Genomic DNA, 21,028 nt, shown 5'->3' on the forward strand with positions numbered 1-21,028 from the left:
TCCCGGCTACCGGCTCGACATGGGCCGGTGGGGGTCGACGGCCGGGGTCACCGGGGCGAGGAACCGCAGCACCCGCGCGGTGGCATCGCGGTCCGCCGCGGCCTGGTCGGCGCGCTCGCCGCCGAGGGCGATCCCGCCGGTCCACGGGGCGTCGGTGGGCACCGTGCCCAGCCGGGTGAGGTGCCCCGCGCCGGGGTGCGCCACGTGCTCGTCGTCCGGGCGGGCGCGCCGCCGGAGCAGCGCGTCGGCCATCGGGCTGCCGGGCCACACCGCGTCGTCGTCGCCCGAGATCAGCAGGAGCGGGGCCGCGATCCGCTCGGCGGCGATCTCCCCGGGGCCGTCCGCGGCGAGCCCCGCCCGGTAGGCGGGCCGCAGTCGCAGCAGGCTCGGCCGGTGGGCGCGCTCGTCGGCGCCCAGCCGCCACGCGTTGCGGACGATCTGCGGCATCAGCGCTCCCGCGGGCAGCGGCCGCCACGGCACCGATCGACCGCCGAGGGTCCAGGATCCGGTGTCCGGCACCTCGCCGTCGTCGCCCACGGCCTGCCACGTGACGCTGCTCGGGCTGATCAGCACGAGACCGCACAGTGGCGGCATGCCCGCGCCGGCGCACGCGGCCAGCAGTCCCTCCGCGCCGCGGGAGATCCCCATCGCCGCCACGCGGTCGGCGTCGACGTCGTCATGGCCGGCCAGGGCGGTGGCCGCGGCGGCGAACCGCTCGAGGGGCACCTCCGTGACGGCGACGTCGCCGCCCGGCCCGGGCTCGACCCAGCTCGCGGCGAGGGCCGCGAACCCGTGCGAGGCCAGGAGGAGCGCGGGGCCGATCTGGGACTCGTGTCCGCCCTCCGAGCCGCCGAGGCACACCACCCCCGGCCACCCGCCGGGAGGCGGCGGACCCGCCGGCACGGCCAGCAGCCCGGGGCGGCCCTGCACCGGGCACGGTTCGGCGTGCACCCCGGGGTCGACGGGCCGACGCCGGACCACGACCCCGCCCGACGCTCCCCCGGCGACGGCGGCGCGCACCGTGACCTGCCACGGCTCGGCGGGCGGCACGAACAGGTCGGGCACCGCGCCGGTCTCGGCGAAGCGCATCGCCCAGAGCGCCGCGTCGGGGTCGGCCGTGGCCCAGTCCCCGGCCACCGGCGCGGTGGTGGCCGCGTCGAGAGCGCCGTCCGATCCGGCGACCAGGTCCGCCGTGGCCCGCCAGGTCCGCCCGGCGAGGTCGGTGCCCTCGCTCGTGACCCGCACCCTCGCCCCGGCGGGAGCGCCGCGCACGACGAGCCCGAACGGCTCGTCGTGACGGGAGTCGGGCGGGGCCTCGACGACGAGGCCGACCGCGGCGGGCGTCGGCGGGACCGGCTGGGAGGTGGGCGGTGGGTCGGCGGTCGGGCGGGCGTCGAGCTTCGCGCTGGCCCGCTCGAACCACGGTGGGAATGCCGCGGACACCGCGCCGGCCAGCCCGAGCAGCAGGAACGGCGCCACCCAGTAGCAGACGACCGAGAGGGTGTCCCCGGCGTCGCGGATCGTCGCGGCCCCGTCGAGCACCGGCGGGATCGCCGAGATCAGCGTCATCGCCGCGAAGACCCCGACCCACAGCCACGTCATCGCCGTCGTCACGACCCGGAAGCCGTCCGAGCGGGCGGTCGCCGCGTCCACCGAGGCCGTCGCGTAGTCCCGGACGAACGGGTGCCCGGCCAGCACCCCGGCGAGGGCGACGACCAGCAGGCCGGCGTTGCCGAGCGGCTGCAGCCAGCGTTCGAGCACGGGATCGGGCACGACGAACGCCGCCAGGGCCAGCACGACGAACACCCCGACGTTGCCGAGGTCGAACGCGGTCGGCCGGGTCCCCCGGACGGCGCTGACGACGGTCCCGAGCACGGCCACCGCGAACGCCGCCAGCACCGCGACCGTGAACGGCGCGTTGCCCACGAGCACCCAGTAGACGATCCACGGCACGAAGCCCAGGACGACGGTCACCGTCGGCCCCCTCCCGCGCCGCGGACGACGACGGCGCGTGACGATGCTGCGCCGTCCGGGAGTCCCGGGACCAGCACGAACCGGTGTCGGGCTGACGCCCCCGTGCGTGCGTTTCCGTGCCTGGGCACGGAAACGCACGCACGGGCCGACCGCAGGGAGGCAACGACGTGGGTGTGCTCGACGGACGGGTCGCGATCATCACCGGAGGTGCTCGGGGCATCGGGGCGGCGATCTCGCGCCGGTTCGCGGCCGAGGGCGCCGCGATGGTGATCAACGACCTCGGCGGCGCGGCCGACGGCACCGGCAGCGACGCGAGCGCCGCGGAGACCCTCGCGCAGGAGATCCGCGATGCCGGCGGCCGGGCGGTCGCCGACGGCGGCGACGTCGCCGACACCGCCACCGGCACGCGCCTGGTCGAGACCGCGGTCGCCGAGTTCGGCCAGCTGGACATCCTCGTGAACTCGGCCGGGGTGCTCCGGGACCGGATGATCTTCAACATGTCCGACGACGAGTGGGACACCGTCATCCGCGTCCACCTGCGTGGTCACTTCTCGACGAGCCGTGCGGCCGCCGCGTACTTCCGTTCCCGACGGGAGCCCGACGGCCACTTCCGCATCGTCAACTTCACCTCGCACTCCGGACTCGAGGGTTCGCCGGGGCAGGCCAACTACGCGAGCGCGAAGATGGGCATCATCGGGCTGACCTACTCACTGGCCCAGGGCCTGGCCCGCTACGGCGTGACGGCCAACGCCATCGCGCCGGCCGCCGCCACCCGGCTCGTCGCCACCGTCGACCCGTCGAAGCGCGCCATCCAGGACCGCCCGCCCGAGGACGACCCGAGCCGCTCCCCCGACAACATCGCCGAGCTGGCGCTCTACGTCGCGAGCCCCCGCGCCGACTGGCTCTCGGGCCGGGTGCTCGGGTCGATGGGCTTCCAGGTCGACCTCTACGAGAACCCGACGGTCGTCGCGAGCGCCACCTCGGACGGTCCGTGGGCGTTCGACGACCTCGCGGCACAGCTCGAGTCGTCCGTGCGCCCGCAGGCCGACGGGCTCCCGACGAGCCTGTTCGCCGACCAGGCCAACCGGTGAGATGACCGCCGACGTCGAGGCGCCGGAGTACCCGACGACGCACGCCGCCCGCGCGCCGGACCGGGCCGCCGTCGTCGACGCCCGCACCGACGCGACGCTGACCTACCGCGCCCTCGAGGCCCGTTCCCGAGCCGTCGCGCACCGGCTGTGGGAGATCGGGCTGCGCCCCGGGCAGCACGTCGCCCTCGCCGTCGCGAACCGGCTCGAGTTCTACGAGTTCTGCTGGGCCGCGCACCGTATCGGGCTCTACTACACCGCGGTCAACACCCACCTGACCGCCCGCGAGGCCCGCCACGTCGTCACCGACTGCGGAGCCGAGGCCCTGCTGCTCGACGACGCCCTGCCCGAGCTCGTCGACGCGCTCGCCGACCTGCCCGAGGTGCGTCTGCGGCTGCTCCTGGGCCACGCCCGCCCGGGTCACGAGCCCTACGAGGAGGTCGCGGCGGCCGGCACCGGCCCGCTGCCCCACGAGGGCGAGGGCGAGAAGATGCTCTACACCTCGGGCACCACCGGCACGCCGAAGGGCGTCGCCCGGCCGCTGACCGACGGCCCGCCCGGGTCGGTGTTCCTCATCCGCCCGCTGATGCGCCGGATGGGGTTCGACGGGTCCTCGGTGCTGGTCAACCCGGGTCCGCTCTACCACTCGGCGCCGCTCGGTTACGGGATGGGGATGCACCGGCTCGGCGGCACCGTGGTGATCGGCGGCCGGTTCGACGCCGGGCAGTGCCTGGCCGCGATGGAGCGTCACCGCGCCACGCACGGCCTGTTCGTCCCGACGATGTTCTCGCGGATGCTCGCGCTGGAGGGCCACGAGCGCTACGACGTGTCGTCGCTGGTCACCGCCGCCCATGGCGCCGCGCCGTGCCCGGTCGGGGTGAAGCAGGCGATGATCGACTGGTGGGGCCCGAAGATCGTCGAGTACTACGCGGGCACCGAGGGCGCCGGCATGACGCTCATCGACTCGGCGGACTGGCTGGCCCATCCCGGCTCCGTCGGCCGCCCGGTGGCGGGTGCGGTGCACGTCGTCGACCAGGTGTCCGGCGACCAGCTCGGCCCCGGCGAGACCGGCGCGGTGTACTTCTCCGGCGGCTCGGCGTTCCGCTATCACGGCGACGACGCCAAGACCGCCGACGCGTACGACCACCGCGGCTGGAACACCCTCGGCGACATCGGCCACCTCGACGCCGACGGCTACCTCTACCTCACCGACCGCGCCTCGTTCACCGTGATCAGCGGCGGGGTGAACATCTACCCGCGCGAGGCCGAGAACGTGCTCGCCGAGCACCCGGCGGTCGGTGACGTCGCGGCCTTCGGCGTTCCCGACGACGACCTCGGCGAGGTGCTCGTCGCCGTCGTCGAGACCACCGAGCCGGTGACGGCCGAGGCGCTGGACGCCTGGTGCGCCGAGCGCCTGACCCGCCAGAAGTGCCCGCGGCGGATCGCGTTCACCGAGCGTCTCCCGCGCACCGAGGCGGGGAAGTTGGCCACGCGGCAGGTGCGGGATGACTACCTGGGTGCGCTGCGCGCTTGTGAGCACCAATTGACGCTATAGCGTCAATTAGTGCTCACAAGCGCGGAGCGCACCTAGTACGACCGCTCCAACCCCAGCACGCTCTGGGCCAGGTAGTTGAGCGCCATCGCCTGCGGGAGCGGGGCGAGCCGCTGCAGCCGCGCCTCCCGGAAGTAGCGCTCCACGTGGTACTCCTCGGCGTAGCCGAACCCGCCGTGGGTCTGTACCGCGGTGTCGGCGGCGAAGAACCCGGCCTCGGCCGCCACGTACTTCGCGGTGTTCGCCGCCTCCCCCGCCGGCTCGCCGCGGTCGACCGTCCACGCCGCCTCGCGCACCACCAGCGACGCCGCGTGCAGCCGCGCGTGCGCCTCGGCCAGCGGATGCGCGACCGCCTGGTTCGCGCCGATCGAGCGCCCGAACACCCGACGCTCCTTCGCGTAGAACACCGCCCGCCGCAGCGCCACGCGCCCGGTCCCGAGCGCCTCCGCGGCGATCAGCACCCGCTCGGCGTTCAGCCCGTCCAGCAGGTACCGGAAGCCCTTCCCCTCTTCGCCGACGAGGTCGTCCGCGGACACCTCGAGCCCGTCGTAGGCGACCTCGCAGGAGGCGACCGCATTGCGGCCGAGCTTCGGGATCGGGGTGATCGTGACGGCGGGATTCTGGAGATCGGCGAACAGGAGCGACAGCCCGTCGGTCCGCTTCGCGCACTCCGCCGCCGGGGTGGTGCGCACCAGGAGCAGCACCTTCTCCGACTCGAGCGCCTTCGAGGTCCAGACCTTGCGGCCGTGCACCCGGTAGACGTCGCCGTCCCGCTCGGCGCGGGTGGTGATCGCGGTGGTGTCCAGCCCGGCGTCGGGCTCGGTGACCCCGAACGCCACGTGCAGGTCGCCGGTCGCGATCCGCGGCAGGTAGCGCGCCCGCATCGCGTCGCTGCCGTGCAGCACCACCGGGTGCATCCCGAACACCGACATGTGGATCGCGCTCGCGCCGTTCATGCACGCCCCGGAGGCGGCCACCTCCTCGAGCACGATCGACGCGGCGTCGATCCCCTGCCCGCCACCGCCGTACTCCTCCGGGATCGCGATCCCGACCCAGCCGCCGGCGGCCATCGCGTCGTAGAAGTCCCAGGGGAAGGCGTGGTCGCGCTCGCAGGTCGCCCAGTACTCGTCGTCGAACTTCCGGCAGACGTCGCGCACCGCCTCCCGGATCAGCCGGTGATCCTCGGACTCGGTGAAGTCCACGGGCTCGAACCTCCCTGCTCAGGGCATCGTCAGGACGATCTTCGTCTGCCCGGTGGTGGGGGCGGCCGCCCGATCGAACGCCGCCTGCACGTCCTCGACGTCCAGGATGTGCGTGATGTAGCGCTCGCGCAGCTCCGGATGGGTCCGCAGGTGCTCATCGGCCGCGGCCAGCACCCGACGTCGTTCGAGCGCCACCCCGGAACGCAGGGTGAGGTTCTTGCGCAGGAAGGTCCGCATCGCGAACGGGTAGACGAGGTCGTCGGCCACCCCGAAGTAGAAGATCTCGCCGCCGAACGCGACGGCGTCGACGGCCTGGTTCAGGGTCCCGGTCTGGTGCCCGATGGCCTCGACGACGACGTCGGGTCGCTCGGCCGACGACAACGTCGCCAGCCAGCGGTCGACCGGGGCATGGACCGTCTCGTCGACCCCGAACGTCGCCGCCACGTCCGCCCGCTCGACCCGGTCCACCCCGATCACCCGCGACGCCCCGGCACCCGACGCGAGGTGGCTGAACAGCAGCCCGATCGGCCCCTGGCCGAGGACCGCGACGGACCGTCCCTCGAGCGGCCCGAGCTGCTCCACCGCGTACAGCGCGCAGGCCAGCGGCTGGATCGTCACGGCCTCCCACGGCAACAGGTCGTCGGCGTAGCGGTGCAGGCCGTCCCCGGTCGAGACGACCTGCTCGGCGATCCCGTCGAACCCGGACGCCCACCCGACGACGGCGTCGCCCCGCGTGTGCTCCGGGTGCGCCGACGCGACGACCTCGCCGACCACCTCGTGCATCGGGAATCCGGGCGAGCCGTACGACGGCCGCTCGGGCGGCGCGTCCGGCGAGGTACCGCCGCGGAAGAACGGCAGGTCGGAGCCGCAGATGCCACCCGCCGTCGTGCGGAGCAGGACCTGCCCGGGCGCCAGGTCCGACGGCGAGGGCGCGCGCGTCTCGCAGGGTTCGAAGTGCGACGGCGCGGTCAGCCGCTGGGCCCACATCAGCGGGCACCACTGTTCCGCGCGAGCAGCCGCGCCGGCGTCGTCACCATCATCTGCTTGAGATCCTTCTCGTCGACGCCGGCCTCGCGCAGCGCGGGCAGCACGACGTCGCTGACGTGGGTCGGCACCCAGGTCGCGGGATAGGCGTCGAAGGAGTCGAGCCAGTCGCACGCCATCAGGCAGTCGTGGGAGAGCACGATGCGGTCGCCGTAGCCCTCCCCGCAGAGCCGGGCGATCGTCGCGATCCGCTGCTCCTCGGTGGCGCGGCCGGCGCCGTTCAGCCCGAACCGGTCCGAGGCGATCACCGACCCCGCGTCCATGAGCGCCCGCAGGTAGTCGAGGTCGGTCGAGTCGCCGGAGTGCCCGATGACGACGCCGGCGAGGTCGAGCCCCTCCTGCGCGAAGATCGCCTGCTGGGCGAGGCCGTTGCGCGCCGGGGCGTGGGTGTGGGTGGTGATGGGTGCGCCCGTCTCCATCGCTGCCTGGGCCGCCGCCCGCAGGATGCGCTCGTTGTTCGCGGTCACCCCCGCCGTGTCCGTCATGACCTTGATGTTCTGCGCGCGCACCCCGGTGTGGCCGATGCCCTCGACGAGGTCGGTCACGAACAGCTCGGTCAGGACGTCCACGACGCCGGGACGCTTCGGCCGGTGCTTGATGTAGAAGGGCAGGTAGTCGTCGGTGTAGATGCCGGTGGAGACGACGACGTTCAGGTCCGGCACGGCGGCGTTCGCCTCGACGACGAACGCCGTGTCCCGACCGTGGTGCAGGGCGGTGCAGTCGACGATCGTGCGGATGCCGCGGTCGTGGACCTCCCGCAGCCGCGCGACGACCGTGGCGAGGGCCGCGTCCCGCCCGCCGGGCCACGCGCGGTCGGGATAGTCGCGGGCGAACTCGGTGGAGCTGACCACGAGGTGCTCGTGGGTCAGGGTCGGGCCGAGTCGCTCCGCGGGCACCGGCCCGCGCACGGTCTGGACGTCAGGCACCGTCACTCCTCTCCTTGGCACTGGACAGAGCCCGCGCCATCCCGCTCGCGATCACGGCCCGGTCCGCGGCCACCGTCAGGAAGGTCAGCCCCCGCCCGACGAGGTCGGTGACCGCGTCGGCGTCGGCGGCCACCCCGCCCACCGGGAGGTCCCGACGACGGGCCGCGGCGACGGTCGCATCGACCGCGGCGGCCAGCCGCTCCGGCAGCGGGCCGGAGACGACGCCGAGGCCCAGATCCAGGCCGAGGTCGACGGTGCCGAGGAAGAGCCCGTCGACGCCGGGGACGTCAGCGATCTCGTCGAGGCGATCCAGCGCGGCCGCCGTCTCGACCATCGGCAGCACCAGCGGCCGCTCGGTCCGCGACCCGTGCCCGCCGTGGCGCGCGGGACCGAACGACCGCGCGCCCTCCGGCGGGTAATGAGCAGCGCGCACCGCGAGCGCGGCATCGTCGGGACCCGACACCAGCGGCACGACGACGCCCCGCGCCCCGAGGTCGAGCGCCGACCCGATGAGGCGCTCGTCGATCGCCGCCACCCGCACCAGCGGGACGGCCCCGCCGAGCTCGACCGCCGGGAGCACCGCGGGCAGCGCCGCCTCGGTCACCGTGCCGTGCTGGGTGTCGACGAGCACCCACGCGAACCCGGCCGCCGCGACCGCCTCGGCCTGCACCGGGTCGGGCGAGGTGACCCACGCGCCGAAGCTCGGGCCGTCGAGGAGGCTCATGCGCGCGTCGCCGTCACGGGCACCGAGCCCCAGCCCCACTGGAAGCTCGACGGATGCCGCTGCGCCCGGGACTCGTCGACGGCGTACTCCCCGACCCGGGTCAGGAACTCCTCCCCCAGCACCGCCATCTCCAGGCGCGCCAGATGGACCCCGACGCAGAAGTGCTGCCCGCGCCCGAACGCGATCTGGCGCGGGATCGGCCGGTCCCAGCGGAACTCGTCGGGCGCGTCGAACTCCCGCTCGTCCCGGTTGGCCGACGCGATCAGCGACATCACCCGCTGGCCGGGCCGCATCGTCACCCCGGAGACCTCGACCGGCTCGCGGACCGTGCGCAGGAACCACTGCGCCGGCGCGCAGTAGCGCAGGAACTCCTCGACGGCGACGGGCATCGTCGTCGCCGGATCCACGCGGACCGCGGCGAGCTGGTCGGACCGGCGGGCGAGCTCCCAGAGCCCGTGCGCGGTGACCTTGGGGACGGTCTCGGTGCCGCCGACGAAGATGCAGACCAGGTTGATCGCGATCTCCCGGTCGGTGAGCCGGCGGCCCCGGAACTCCATCCCGAGCAGCCCGTCGATCATCCGGCTGCGCCAGGGCGCGTCGTCCTCGGCCGCTCCGGCACGGTGGCGTTCGACGGCGGGAACCAGGATCTCCATGGAGCGCCCGAAGAGCTTCTCCTTGTCCAGGCCGCCGTCGTCGCGCCCCCGCCCCTCCTGGTGGGTGCCGGTGGAGGAGTTGACGACGTCGAGCACGTCGTCGGCGAGCTCTTCAGGGAGCGCGAGCAGGTGGCAGATCGTCCCGGCGGCGACCCGCCCGCCGTACTCCTGAGCCAGGTCGAACGGGCCGCCGCGGTCGAGCAGCTCGTCGAGCCGGGTCCGGGCCATGTCCCGGACGACGTCGGCGAGCCGGCGGACCGGGCCGTAGCGCAGCGGACCGCCGGACGCGTGGCGGAACTGCTCGTAGACCGGCGAGCCGAACATGTTCGCGCTGCCCATGGGGTCGGTCGGCGGGTCGGGCACCGGCCCGTCGTTGGGACTCCGGAGCGTGCTCGGCGACGGCAGGCTGGACTCGCTGGAGACGAAGGTCCCGCTGGTGTCACCGAGGACGGACCAGACGTCGGCGAACCGGGACAGCGCGAACGTGTCGTAGCGCGGGAGGTAGTGGGCCGGGCTCTCGTCGCGCAGGCGCCGGTAGAACGACGGCGGGTCGGCCATGACCGCCGAGGAGAACGGGTCGTACTCCGCGGGCGCCGGCGTCGCCGTCGTCATGATCGCCTCCGGTGGCGTGCTTTTCCCGACCCAGCGTTTGGTTATCCCCGTGGCGAGGCTAACATCGCCGGCGGCTCGTGCCACCGGACGACGTCGAGGGAGTGGTCGCGATGGGCGTGTTCACCGCGAGCGGGGAGACGCTGCTGGCGGCGACCCCCGAGGAGGTCTACGACTTCGTCAGCAACCCGCACAACTGGCCGAAGCTCTACCGCGGCAGCGCGGGCGTCCAGTCGGAGATCCGCCTGCCCGTGCAGGTCGGCGACACCTGGAGCGAGACGGTGGCCGTCGGCGAGGACTTCTCCTGCCGGTCGACGTGGACGCTGATCACCGCGGTCCGCCCCCGGAAGTGGGTGTTCCAGCAGGTGAACGGCATCGGCGCGGCCCCCGACGGGAGCGGTGGGGTCGACGGGATCACGACGATCTCCTACACGTTCGCCCCGGCCGGCGACGGGACGCTCTTCCACCGCTCGATCCACTGCGAGATGCCACACGGCACCGTCATCGCCGAGAAGCTGCTGCTCGCACGGGCCAACCCGGCGAACATCGAGCACTACCAGCTGGGTGTGGAGCGCGAGATCCTCAAGGAGCGGGCGAACGCCTGAGCCGACCTGGCGGCCGCCCCGGGCGGAGCTGCAGCCATGATCAGGGAGCCCTCACCGGGCGAGACGGAGATCCGCTCGGCGCGCAGTGACTCCTTGATCATCGAAGCCGCCGTCCGGCGGCACGCCTGAGACCCGTCAGGCCTGCGGAACGCGCGAGGTCTGCTCCGGCCGCCACCCCGGCGGGCCGAAGACGTGCCCGAGCTTCGCGCGCACCCCGGAGGCCGCCCGGACGTCGGAGGCCATGGCGGCGTACTCGCCGTACTGGAGCCGGAAGACGTTGTAGGTCTCGACCGGCTTGGTGAGCCCGTAACGGGGCCGCTGCCGCTCCTCGGTGAACGTCCCGAACAGGCGGTCCCAGATGATCAGTATGCCGCCGTAGTTCTTGTCCAGGTACTCCGGATCGCTGCCGTGGTGCACGCGGTGGTGCGAGGGCGTGTTCATGACGAGCTCGATCGGCCGCGGGAGCCGGTCGATCGTCTCGGTGTGGATGAAGAACTGGTAGACGAGGTTCACCGAGAACGCGATGTAGATCGTCCACGGCGTGAACCCGAGCAGCGGGAACGGCAGCCAGAAGATCCCTTCGACCCACGGGTTCCATTTCTGCCGGACGGCGGTGCTGAGGTTGAAGTACTCGCTGGAGTGGTGGGCCTGGTGGCCGGCCCAGGCGAAGCGCACGCGGTGCGAGAACCGGTGCGTGACGTACCAGGCCAGGTCGACGCCCACGATCAGCAGCAGCCAGCTCCACCAGGTGTCCGCCGGGACGTGCCACGGCGCCGCGTAGGTCCACAGGAACACGTAGACGACCAGCGACACCGTCTTGAGCAGCGTCGAGAACACCAGCGATCCGGCGCCCATGGTGATGCTCGTCCGCGCGTTCCGGGCCTCGTAACCGCGCAGGTCCTCACGGGCGGCGTGACGGACGGCCGCGACCTCGATCGCGATGAACAGCACGAAGAACGGCAGGGCGTAGAGCAGCGGGGTGTTGATCTGGTCCCAGACCGAGGCCGTCATGGTGCGCTCCCATCGTGACTCGTCGGTAAGTTACCGCACGGTCATATCGACGGGTCAAGGGTCAGATCGGGTTCCCCATCGCGACGAGGACGCGGGCGCACCGCGCGACCATCGCGTCGGCGGCCAGGTCGGGGTGCTCGAGCCACCAGGTGACCACGGCACTGACGGACTGGGCCCACACTCGGGCGAGCAGGTCGTGGTCGAGCGGGTCGGCGTTCCCGGCCCGGCGCAGCACGTCGGCCGCCCCCTCGGCGCCCATCGCGGCGAGGTCGGCCCGGTAGGAGCGCGCCAGCGCGTGCACGTCGCTGCCGCGGGGGATGGTCGGGTCGTAGAGCACCGACCACGCGTGCCGGCAGTCGTCGAGGACGGCGAAGATCGCGGCGAAGGTGTCCAGCGCCCGCCGACCGGCGTCGGCGTCGACCCGCGCCGCGGCCACGCCCGCCACGAGCAGATCCCCCGCCCGGCGCACGCAGGCGGAGGCGAGCCCGTCCCGGGAGCCGAAGTAGCTGTAGATCAACGGCTTCGAGATGTCGGCGCGGCGGGCGACCTCGGCGACCGAGACCTGGGCGTGGCCACGCAGGCCGAACTCCTCGAACGCGACGCCGAGGATCTGTTCCTCCCGCTCGGCGCGCGAGACTCCCTTCGTCCCTGCCTTCGCCACGACGACCGAGCGTACGGGGAGCCCTCCGGTCAGGGCGTGCGACGACGGGCGTGCGCGAGCCGCGTCGTGGCGACCGAGTGCCGAGCGGGGTCGAAGGTCTCGAAGACCGCCCCGCCGATCGCGAGGAGCCCCCGCTGCGGCAGCCAGAAGTCGCCGAGGCGGTCCTGGCGCGGCAGCGGGCCCACCGGTCCGACGTCGACGCCGTCGACGACCGCGCGACTCCCGGGAACGACCCAGAGCCGGCGGGGGCTCGCCCGGAACCCCTGCCCGTTGGGCGCGGTCCCGCCCAGACGGAGCCGCCCGGCGCCGAGCAGGGCACCGGCGGCCGACGCCAGCACGCGCAGGACCGGATCGCTGCGCCACAGCCGGGCCGGCATCGCGCCGCCCGCCAGCGTCATCAGCCGGGTCGCGACGGTGGACGCCAGATCCACCTGCCAGCGGAGATGCCCGGGGACGGTCACGGTGAACGAGCGCGGACCGTCCCAGACGATCTCGATCGGCGCCGACTCCTCCCGGTCCAGCCGTCCTCCGAAGTAGCGGATGCACGCGTTCCGCGGCTCGGTGTCGGCGTACATGGTCCACCGGTCCTGCGGGTCGCGGTGCCACACCGACCGGAACGTCGGCCCGATCGAGGACGCGAAGTGGCGCAGCGCCAGACAGTGCCCCGAGCGGAACGGCAGCCCCATCACGCTCCATCCGGCGAACCGCTCCCCCGGGCCGTCCGGGAACCGGGGCGCCCGCTCGGCGGCGCGCACCCGGTCCCGCGGCTCGGCCCCTGCCGAGGTGTCCATCTCAGTAGCTGAACGTCGTGGCGCCGTCGTCGCCGATCCACTGCCACATCGGCACGCTGCCCTGCAGCTGCGCCCCGGCGATCATCCGGTCGGTGTCGAGTGCCTTGGCGGTGAAGCAGATCGGGCAGACGTAGAACTCCCCGCCCGCCGCCTGATATCGCTTCACCAGGTCGGCCAGGGGCGGGCAGCCGTCACAGGCCACCCCCGTCGCGGTGCCGTCGATCACCAGTCGGACGGCCTCCTTGGTGAGGAACATCAGGGTGGGGCGCCCGGTCTCCGCGGCTCCGACGGCCACGAGGAACGCCACCGTCGCCTTCTCCGCGTCCTCCAGGCCGGTCGTCAGGCTGATCACGGCCTTGTTCGTCATCGCTTCCTCCTCGGTGCACCGGCGGCGGCGCCGGGTCGGGAAGCGACCGGGAGGGACGTCGTCGTCGATACCGACAACGCTAGGAACGCCGACCGCCGGCGTCGTCCGGAGTTCTCCCGACGAAACGCGCGGCCTCGGGCCGCGTCGGCCGGTGCAACAGGGGGCGCCGACTACCCTGGCCCGGTGCCGATGACCGCGAAGTACGCCACCAGCTGCGGGGTCTGCGCCTCCCCCGTCCGTCCCGGCGAGGACATCGCGCGCTCCGGTGAGCGCTGGGCCCACGCGGCGTGCGCCGACGCCTCGCCCGCCCCTTCCGGCGCCGGCGCCACGAAGGCCGCCGGGAAGGCGAAGAAGGCGCCGCGTCCCGACATGCCCGCCGCCGAGGGCGCCCTCGAGGTGTGGACCGACGGCGCCTGCTCGGGCAACCCCGGCCCCGGCGGCTGGGCCTGGGCGACCCGTGACGGTCGGCAGGCCAGCGGTGGGGAGCCGGACACCACCAACCAGCGCATGGAGATCCGCGCCGCGCTCGAGGCGGTCCACGCGCTGGACGGCCCGCTCGTCGTCGTGAGCGACTCGACCTACGTCGTCAACTGCTTCCGTGACGGCTGGTGGAAGGGGTGGCTCGCGCGCGGCTGGGTGACCAGCGCGAAGAAGCCGGTGGTCAGCCGCGACCTGTGGGAACCGCTGATCACCGAGGTCAACGACCGCGGCGACATCTCCTTCCGCTGGACCAAGGGTCACTCGGGGGACGAGATGAACGATCTCGTCGACCAGCTCGCCGTCGAGCAGTCGAAGGCCGTGTCGCGGGGCTGACCGTCCCCTCAGCCGGCCTGCCGGTGGTCCGGCGCCGGACGACGGGTGTGGGCGTCGCGGTAGGCGAGGAACACCTCGGTCAGCTCGACCGCCTCGAGATCCGGGATCACCCCGGGGTGCAGGCCCTGCAGCGTGGTGCACAGGCCGGCCCGGGCGCGGCGATCACGCAGGGCGCACAGCTCGGCGAGCAGGCGCCCGGTGCCGCAGCGGGCGTGGTCGAGATCCACGACGATCGGACTCGTGGTGCTGGTCAGGCCCTCGAACATGTCGCGCACGCGGGCGAGCGCGGCGCTGTCGATCTCGCCGCGGACCGAGACGGTCACGCTCACGTCGACGTCGCCCTCCACGACCGCGCGGTGACCGCGGAGCGCCGCCGTCAGCGACTCGGCCGCACCGAGATCCCCCGGCGGGCAGGGTGTCCGGGCGATGCCGCCCGCGGGTGTCCCGTAACCGGCGGCCGCATCGTCGTCGTCGGCCCGGATCGGATCGGTCGCGCTCGTCGAGCTCATGGCATCCCCCGCCGCTCGCGGTTCTCCGTCGCCTGCACCCGCGCCGCGGCGCGACGCCCGTCCCAGCCCCGGGCGCGACACGCGACGACAGGAGCCGATGCCGACGTCACTCGGCGACCCCACACCGGTGACGTCACACCCCCTGGTCATGACGCCCACGCGCCGCCGGCATCAACCCCTGTCTCGCGCCCCCACCGTCGGAAGGGCGGGCGGGCATGCTCGCCGGAACCGGGCGCTTGTGCCAGTACACACCCGGCCCCTGAAACAGGTCAACGGAAATGACAAGGCCGTGTGGCGAATGATGTTCATCCATTATGCGCACGAAGAGCCGCTCCGCGAAGCGCCGCGGAGGTAGGCTCGACCGCCATGCCCCCCGATCACCGACGCGCCCCGCCCACCGACGGCGCCGACGAGCGACGCGGGTCGTCGGACGCCGCGGTGCTCGCGTCCGCGGCCGCGGTGCTCGCGCGCGCCGAGGCCCGTCGGCTGACCGGTGCGGCCCGTGCGGCACGCGCACTGCACCGCGAGCTCTCGGCCCACCCGAGGGCGGAGCTGGCCGGCGCCTGGGCCCGGATCGAGCAGGCCAAGGGCATGCTCATGACCACGGGGCTGCACCACGAGGGCGACGCGTTGAGCGCCCTGTTCACCGCGGGTCTCGCCGGCCGCCGGAGCATCATCGATCTCGCCGCCGCCCTCATCGAGAAGGTCACCGCGGGCGAGGCCGTCACCTCCGCCCTCGAGGCCCTCAGCGACGCCGGGACCCCGTCGGACACCCGGCCCGCCGCGGGCTCCGCGACCGAGGTCGGGGACGCCGTCGCGCGGGCCACCGCGTTCATCGACGCCAACGCCGTGCGCGACATCGGGACCGCGGAGATCGTCGCGGTCACCGGGATCGGCGCCCGGGCCCTCCAACAGGCCTTCCGCACTCAATTGGGGACCACGCCCAGCGCCTACCTGCGCGACGCGCGCCTGGCGGGTGCCCACCACGACCTCCTGCTCGCCGACTCCCGGAGCCAGACCGTGGCAGCCGTCGCCAGCCGGTGGCACTTCGAGCACCACGGCCGCTTCGCCGACTACTACCGCCGTATCTACGGCCGGACCCCCAGCGCCACGCTGCGCCGGCCCCCGGGCCCGGAGCGGACGCGCGCCCGAGGGGCCGCGAAGCGCGACCCGCGCTGACCGACCGGCCGACGAGGGGGTCCCCCACGTCGCGTGGCCGGCCGGGCACCGTGCGAAGTACCGATTGACGCCCCGCTCGCCTGTCCCCCAGCTTGGTTGGGTAACCAATCAAAAGCGGCGGAGGACGAGGGTCATGGGCACCACGGACGTGCTGGTGGTCGGGGCGGGACCGGTGGGGCTGACGGCGGCATGCCAGCTGGCGCGCTCGGGCGTCGCGGTGCGGGTGGTCGAGACACTGGCGGAGCCGACGACGGAGTCGCGCGCGGTGGCCGTCCACGCCCGGAGCATGGAGATGCTCGCGTCCCTGGGGGTGCTGCCCCGGCTGGAGGCGCGGGGGCGACGGATCCCGGCGCTCGAGATGGTCGACGGGCACACCGGGCGCACCCGGGCACGCCTCTCGCTCGACGAGGCGCCGAGCCGGCACCCGTACATCCTGGACATCCCCCAGCCCGACACCGAGGCGGTGCTCGCCGAGCGGGCCGCCGAGCTCGGGGTCGAGGTGGAGCGCGGCGTGACCCTGACCGCCCTCGACCAGCACGACGACGGCGTCGACGTCACCCTCGCGACCGCCGACGGCGAGCGGACCGAACGGGTCGGGTGGGTCGTGGGCGCGGACGGTGGGCACAGCGCCGCCCGCCATCTCGTGGGCACCCACCTCGACGGCTCCTTCCACGGCCAGCACTTCGCGATGGCCGACGTCGACATCGAGACCGAGCTGGACCGGGACACCATGCGGATGTTCACCAGCCCGGACGGCCTGGGCATGCTCTTCCCGCTGGCCGGGAGCCGGGCACGGATCATGTTCCTCGTCGAGGACCCCGGGCCCGACGCACCCGATCCGACGCTCGAGCAGATCCAGGCCCTCGCCGACGAGCGGATGGGCGGTCGGGTCACCGTGGGCAACCCGCGCTGGCTGACCTACTTCGAGATCCACCACGCGCAGGTGCCGCAGTACCGCCACGGCCGGGTGCTGCTGGCCGGCGACGCCGCGCACATCCACAGCCCCGCGGGCGCGCAGGGCATGAACACCGGCATCCAGGACGCCGCGAACCTGGCGTGGAAGCTCGCCGCGGTCGTCCGGGGCCGGGCCGACGCGCGCCTGCTCGACTCGTACCACCAGGAACGCCACCCGGTCGGGGCCGACGTCGTCCGCTCGACGACGGTGCTCACCGACGTGGGCACCGCGCCGGGGGTGGGCGCGATGGTCCGCGACCTCGCCCTGTTCGTCGTCGGGCACGTCCACCGGCTCGGGGCCGCCGGAGCCACGACCGCCGCCGAGCTGCGGGTGAACTACCGCCACAGCTCGCTGTCGGTGCAGCACGGCCACCGCCCCCACGACGTGGTCCGGGCCGGGGAGCACGCCCCCGACCCCGAGGGCCTGACGCGTCACGACGGCACCGCGGTGGCCGTCGAGGATCTGCAGGCCCGCCCGGGCTTCCTGCTGCTCGTCCGCGGCCCCGCCGACACCGTCGCCGCTCTGCGCCGGACCCTCGGCGACCTGGGCACCGTGATCCGGGTGGTCGGCGCTCCGGACGAGGACGACGACGGCGACGGCGACGGCGAGCACGTGATCGACACCGACGGCACCGTCGCCCGCCACTACGGGCTCGACCACGACGGACTGGCACTGATCCGGCCCGACGGCTACCTCGGCCTCGTCGCCGACACCGCCGACCCGACCCTCCTGCGCCGCTACCTGGTCGACACGCTGCACGTCGTCGAGCCGGCGGTGGTGTGAGTGCCGGAGAAGCCCGACCGGCGCCGGACGATCGTGGCGGCCGCGCTCGAGGTGATCGGCGAGTCCGGACTGGGCGGATTCACCCAGCCCCGCGTCGCGGCCCGGGCCGGGATGCGCCAGAGCCACCTCACCTACTACTTCCCGACCCGCGACGACCTGCTCCTCGCGGTCGCCGACGAGGCGGTCCGTCGTCGGGTCGAGGTGCTCCGGGAGGCCCAGGCGGGCACCGCGGCCGCCGGCGAGCAGGTCGCCGCCCTGGCGGCCGTGCTCACCTCACCCGAGCACACCCGCGTCCTGCTGGCCCTGACCCAGGCCGCCGACCAGCACGACGCCGTGCGCCGCTCCTTCGGGTCCCTCGCCGCGCAGCTCGCCCCGCTGAGTGCGGATCTGCTCACGACGGCGGGTGTGGACGCGGATCCGGCCGCTCTCGCGCTGCTGCAGGCCACCTCGACGGGCATCGCCGTGCTGGCGCTCGCGCGGGGCGAGGACTTCGCCCCGCTCGCCGGGCAGCTGCTCGGTGCCTTCCTGGACCGGCTCGCCGGGTCCCCCGCGCCGTCGTGATGTCCGTGACGCTCCCGACGGCCGGGGTGCTGGGCGGGGTATTCCCCTGACCGGTCGCCCCGACGACCGGAGGAGGAACAGTGCTGCACGGACCGTCCGGCCCCGATCCCCACGTGACGCTGAACAACGGCGTCCGCATGCCGCTGCTCGGCTTCGGGGTCTCCGAGGCCCACGACGCCGAGGCCTCGGTCACCGAGGCGCTGGCGCAGGGCTACCGCAGCATCGACACGGCCGCGGTCTACGGCAACGAGGACGGAGTCGGCGCGGCGATCGCCGCGTCTGGCCTGGATCGTGAGGACCTGTTCGTCACCACCAAGGTCTGGAACGGCGCCGCGGGCTGCGAGCACGCCCTGGACTGCGCCGCCCGGAGCCTCGAGCGCCTGGGTCTCGACCACGTCGACCTCTACCTCGTGCACTGGCCCTCCGACGGGCTCGACGAGTGCGTGGCCACCTGGGACGCGATGGAACAGCTCCTCGACGAGGGCCGGACCCGGGCGCTCGGCGTCTCCAACTTCCGGGCCGGCCACGTGCGGCGGGTCCTCGGCCTCGGCGGCACCGTGCCCGCGGTCAACCAGGTCGAACTGCACCCCCACCTCCAGCAGCGGGAGTTGCGCGCCCTGCACGCCGCCCACGGCATCACCACCGAGGCCTGGAGCCCGCTCGGGCGGGGCGCGGTGCTCGACGAGCCGGTGCTCGTCGCCATCGCCGACCGCCTCGGCCGCTCCCCCGCCCAGGTGGTCCTGCGCTGGCACCTGCAGCAGAACACCGTCGTCATCCCGAAGTCGGACACCCCGGCGCGCATCGTCGAGAACCGCTCGGTCTTCGACTTCGCGCTCACCGATGACGACATGGTCGCCCTGGCCGGTCTGCACGTCGCGAACGGCGCGGGCCGGATCGGTCCGATGCCGGACGAGCCGAGGTTGGTGACCGCCCCGGGGTGATCCCCGGCCACGGCCGTCAGACCCGGACGGGTGCGCGGCGAGCTGGGGTCGCGAGCGCGGCCTCGAGCTCCTCATGGGTGGGCTGCGCCATCGGTGGCGGGGTTCCGCCGGCGAGCACCCGCCGGACCCGCGCGACCAGGTCGGGATCCCGGTAGACGTCGTCCGGCCGCGACACCATGCCGAGTACCAGCCACAGGGCGCGGAACGCCACCGCGTCGAGCTGGCTCGCCGACCGGAGCTCGCCGAACGAGATCCGATCTTCCGCCCGGGCCGCCGCGGGGAGCGGGGCGCCGAGCACCGTGTGTCGGAGTCCAGCGAGCCGGGCGGCGTCGGAAGCGGCCTGGTCCTCGTACCACGGGACGACGGTGCGGGTGATCGACTCGTCCATCTGCAGGGCCTGCGCACGCGGGTCCCCGGGGTCGGAGGCGACCGCCGCGACGAGGCCGACCACCGTGCGCATCGCGATGCCCAGACCGCGGGCGAAGGTGGGATTGGTGGTGCAGACCGCGTCGCCGACGGCGTGCAGGCCGTGCACGACGGGGGCTCCGTCGACGACCAGCCGGCGCAGGGTGTTGTGCAACCCGCCCATCACGGTGACGTCGGTGATGGGCTCGATCCGATCGAGCCATTCACGGTAGAACGGGACGCTGCCCACCGCCGCGGTGAACACCTCGGGATCGCGGGCCGCCGTGAAGCGCCGGTCGGCGGCGAGGGGCGCGAGCGCGATCTGCACCGCGCCGTTGTCACCACCCCAGATGCCGATCGTGAACTCGTCGAGCGCCGCGACGACGCGGACCAGCGATGGGCCGTCGACGTCGCGGCGTCGGTACTGCCGGCTGTAGTAGGCGGCTCCGCACTCGGCGAAGGTCATCGCGCTGGGTCGCGCACCGATCTCGCCCAGCCGGCGGTCGAGCGCCGACCGTCGCCCGCCGGCGTCGATCACGAGATCCGCGGTTACGCCACCGCCCGCGGTCCGTACGCCACGCACGCGGGGCAGGTCTCCGGGATCGGCGACGAGGCCGGTGACCTGGGCACGGTGCCGGATCGTCACGCCCGGCTCGACGGCGGCGGTCCGGCGGAGCACCCAGTCGACGGTGGCCCGTCTGGTCAGCACGAGCGTGAGGTCGTCGTCCGGGACCGCCGCCGGGCCCCCGGGCTCCGCCTCGACCGCCCCGGCAGCGAGCAGGCCCGCATACACGTCGGGGAGCCTCTCCCGCAGCAGGTGACGGCAGGTGGCCATGAGGACGTGCGGCTGCACGATCTGCGGCGCCGAGGCCCGGAACGCCGTCGCGGCCGAGGTCTCGACGTCGGGCGCGGCGCGGAGATCGTCGCGCTCGAGAACGACGACCTCGTGACCGTCCCGGGCGAGCAACAACGCCACCGAGAGGCCGGCGGCGCTGCCGCCGATGACGACGATCTTCACGAGCCACCTCCGATGGCCGATATCAAGAGACGCCGAATGCTACTCATGGTGACAACATCAACGGGAAATCGCCGTCTGCAAGACCTGTAATCGAGATCTTAGGCTGTTCGGGTCGCCTTCTTATCACTCATTGTGATACTGCGGCATGCTGCCCTCAGACGTCATCCAGGCACTCGGGGAGTCCGCATGAGCAACAAGGTCATCGTGAACCTGGCGACCGGGTTGGAGGACGCCGAGCGCGTCACCGTCGCCTTCCTCGTCGCCCTCGGCGCCGCCGAGCGTGGTCAGCCGGTGCGGATGTTCCTGACCAAGGAGGCCGTACGTCTCGCCCTCAAGGACGGGGCCACCGGCATCGCCTGCGATGGTTGTCCGCCGATCCCGGGCCTCGCCGAGCGCTTCGCGAAGGCGGGCGGCCTGTTCCAGGTGTGCCCGATCTGCTTCGAGGCCCGGAAACTCGACACCGTGGACCTCGTCGAGAACTCGCAGGTCGCCGGCACCGTTCCGTTGTTCGAATGGCTCGACGGCGAAGCCGGGACCGTCTTCAGCTACTGAGCCGCGAGCCCGCGCCGCGTTCGAGATCGCGAATGGTGCGGCGGAACGCATCAGATTTGACGCGTTCCGCCGCACGGAAGACGATCAAGGCGCTGAACGCCGGCG

General features: G+C 73.6%; 21 protein-coding genes. 9 read left to right on the forward strand and 12 right to left on the reverse strand.

Going from position 1 to position 21,028, the window contains the following annotated elements:
• Positions 1-6: 6 nt before the first annotated feature.
• Positions 7-1,974, reverse strand: a complete 1,968-nt coding sequence (locus LQ327_RS17160; RefSeq protein ID WP_230735805.1) for an acyl-CoA thioesterase/BAAT N-terminal domain-containing protein — start codon at positions 1,972-1,974, stop codon at positions 7-9.
• Positions 1,975-2,141: 167 nt separating this feature from the next.
• Here LQ327_RS17160 and LQ327_RS17165 point away from each other — a divergent pair, with 167 nt between their 5' ends.
• Together LQ327_RS17165 and LQ327_RS17170 are read left to right on the forward strand one after the other, a co-directional pair.
• Entirely contained in the window at positions 2,142-3,065 is a 924-nt protein-coding gene (locus tag LQ327_RS17165; protein WP_230735808.1) for an SDR family NAD(P)-dependent oxidoreductase, read from the forward strand.
• A 1-nt stretch (position 3,066) separates the two neighbouring features.
• The gene (locus LQ327_RS17170) at positions 3,067-4,617 is read left to right on the forward strand and encodes an AMP-binding protein (RefSeq protein ID WP_230735810.1); all 1,551 of its coding nucleotides are present in this window, start codon (positions 3,067-3,069) and stop codon (positions 4,615-4,617) included.
• 32 nt (positions 4,618-4,649) lie between these two features.
• Here the strand turns inward: LQ327_RS17170 and LQ327_RS17175 are convergent, their stop codons facing one another.
• The 5 genes from LQ327_RS17175 to LQ327_RS17195 are packed head-to-tail and all read right to left on the reverse strand — an operon-like array spanning position 4,650 to position 9,775.
• Positions 4,650-5,816: an acyl-CoA dehydrogenase family protein gene (locus LQ327_RS17175; protein ID WP_230735812.1), complete on the reverse strand. Its 1,167-nt coding sequence runs from the start codon at positions 5,814-5,816 to the stop codon at positions 4,650-4,652.
• Between the two features lie 18 nt (positions 5,817-5,834).
• On the reverse strand, positions 5,835-6,803 hold the full coding sequence (locus tag LQ327_RS17180; RefSeq protein ID WP_230735814.1) for a zinc-binding dehydrogenase: 969 nt from the start codon (positions 6,801-6,803) through the stop codon (positions 5,835-5,837).
• The gene (locus tag LQ327_RS17185) at positions 6,803-7,786 is read right to left on the reverse strand and encodes a phosphotriesterase family protein (protein WP_230735816.1); all 984 of its coding nucleotides are present in this window, start codon (positions 7,784-7,786) and stop codon (positions 6,803-6,805) included. Before LQ327_RS17185 ends, LQ327_RS17180 begins: the two co-directional genes overlap by 1 nt.
• Entirely contained in the window at positions 7,779-8,510 is a 732-nt protein-coding gene (locus LQ327_RS17190; protein WP_230735818.1) for an HpcH/HpaI aldolase family protein, read from the reverse strand. Before LQ327_RS17190 ends, LQ327_RS17185 begins: the two co-directional genes overlap by 8 nt.
• Entirely contained in the window at positions 8,507-9,775 is a 1,269-nt protein-coding gene (locus tag LQ327_RS17195; protein ID WP_230735820.1) for a cytochrome P450, read from the reverse strand. Before LQ327_RS17195 ends, LQ327_RS17190 begins: the two co-directional genes overlap by 4 nt.
• 77 nt (positions 9,776-9,852) lie before the next feature.
• Here LQ327_RS17195 and LQ327_RS17200 point away from each other — a divergent pair, with 77 nt between their 5' ends.
• Positions 9,853-10,377: an SRPBCC family protein gene (locus LQ327_RS17200; RefSeq protein ID WP_230735823.1), complete on the forward strand. Its 525-nt coding sequence runs from the start codon at positions 9,853-9,855 to the stop codon at positions 10,375-10,377.
• Positions 10,378-10,512: 135 nt separating this feature from the next.
• Here LQ327_RS17200 and LQ327_RS17205 read toward each other — a convergent pair whose 3' ends face one another.
• From LQ327_RS17205 to LQ327_RS17220, 4 genes are all read right to left on the reverse strand, one after another.
• Positions 10,513-11,388 carry a sterol desaturase family protein gene (locus LQ327_RS17205; RefSeq protein WP_230735824.1) on the reverse strand — a complete coding sequence of 292 codons (876 nt, stop codon included), beginning with the start codon at positions 11,386-11,388 and terminating at the stop codon, positions 10,513-10,515.
• Positions 11,389-11,449: 61 nt separating this feature from the next.
• The gene (locus LQ327_RS17210) at positions 11,450-12,049 is read right to left on the reverse strand and encodes a TetR/AcrR family transcriptional regulator (RefSeq protein ID WP_230735826.1); all 600 of its coding nucleotides are present in this window, start codon (positions 12,047-12,049) and stop codon (positions 11,450-11,452) included.
• Between the two features lie 29 nt (positions 12,050-12,078).
• Entirely contained in the window at positions 12,079-12,840 is a 762-nt protein-coding gene (locus LQ327_RS17215) for a hypothetical protein (protein ID WP_230735828.1), read from the reverse strand.
• A gap of 1 nt (position 12,841) precedes the next feature.
• Positions 12,842-13,207 (reverse strand): DsrE family protein, encoded by a 366-nt coding sequence (locus LQ327_RS17220; protein WP_230735830.1) that lies wholly within the window; start codon positions 13,205-13,207, stop codon positions 12,842-12,844.
• Between the two features lie 189 nt (positions 13,208-13,396).
• On the opposite strand from LQ327_RS17220, the gene LQ327_RS17225 reads away from it, so the two are divergent.
• Complete coding sequence (locus LQ327_RS17225) at positions 13,397-14,020, forward strand: ribonuclease H family protein (RefSeq protein ID WP_230736273.1); 624 nt, start codon at positions 13,397-13,399, stop codon at positions 14,018-14,020.
• An 8-nt stretch (positions 14,021-14,028) separates the two neighbouring features.
• Here the strand turns inward: LQ327_RS17225 and LQ327_RS17230 are convergent, their stop codons facing one another.
• Positions 14,029-14,529, reverse strand: coding sequence for a hypothetical protein (locus LQ327_RS17230; RefSeq protein ID WP_230735832.1), 501 nt, complete (start codon positions 14,527-14,529; stop codon positions 14,029-14,031).
• A gap of 366 nt (positions 14,530-14,895) precedes the next feature.
• Between LQ327_RS17230 and LQ327_RS17235 the strand changes: the two genes are divergently transcribed.
• From LQ327_RS17235 to LQ327_RS17250, 4 genes are all read left to right on the forward strand, one after another.
• Entirely contained in the window at positions 14,896-15,708 is an 813-nt protein-coding gene (locus LQ327_RS17235; protein WP_230735835.1) for an AraC family transcriptional regulator, read from the forward strand.
• 133 nt (positions 15,709-15,841) lie between these two features.
• Positions 15,842-17,446, forward strand: coding sequence for an FAD-dependent monooxygenase (locus tag LQ327_RS17240; RefSeq protein WP_230735837.1), 1,605 nt, complete (start codon positions 15,842-15,844; stop codon positions 17,444-17,446).
• Positions 17,447-18,007, forward strand: coding sequence for a TetR/AcrR family transcriptional regulator (locus tag LQ327_RS17245; protein WP_230735839.1), 561 nt, complete (start codon positions 17,447-17,449; stop codon positions 18,005-18,007).
• A 137-nt stretch (positions 18,008-18,144) separates the two neighbouring features.
• Positions 18,145-18,948: an aldo/keto reductase gene (locus LQ327_RS17250; RefSeq protein WP_269070390.1), complete on the forward strand. Its 804-nt coding sequence runs from the start codon at positions 18,145-18,147 to the stop codon at positions 18,946-18,948.
• A gap of 16 nt (positions 18,949-18,964) precedes the next feature.
• On the opposite strand, the gene LQ327_RS17255 is transcribed toward LQ327_RS17250, so the two are convergent.
• Entirely contained in the window at positions 18,965-20,371 is a 1,407-nt protein-coding gene (locus LQ327_RS17255) for an NAD(P)/FAD-dependent oxidoreductase (protein WP_230735844.1), read from the reverse strand.
• A 186-nt stretch (positions 20,372-20,557) separates the two neighbouring features.
• Here LQ327_RS17255 and LQ327_RS17260 point away from each other — a divergent pair, with 186 nt between their 5' ends.
• Entirely contained in the window at positions 20,558-20,923 is a 366-nt protein-coding gene (locus LQ327_RS17260) for a DsrE family protein (RefSeq protein WP_230735846.1), read from the forward strand.
• The last annotated feature ends 105 nt before the right edge of the window (positions 20,924-21,028 follow it).

Origin of the sequence: Actinomycetospora endophytica (genome assembly GCF_021026375.1) — a bacterium.
Taxonomy (GTDB): Bacteria; Actinomycetota; Actinomycetes; order Mycobacteriales; family Pseudonocardiaceae; genus Actinomycetospora; species Actinomycetospora endophytica.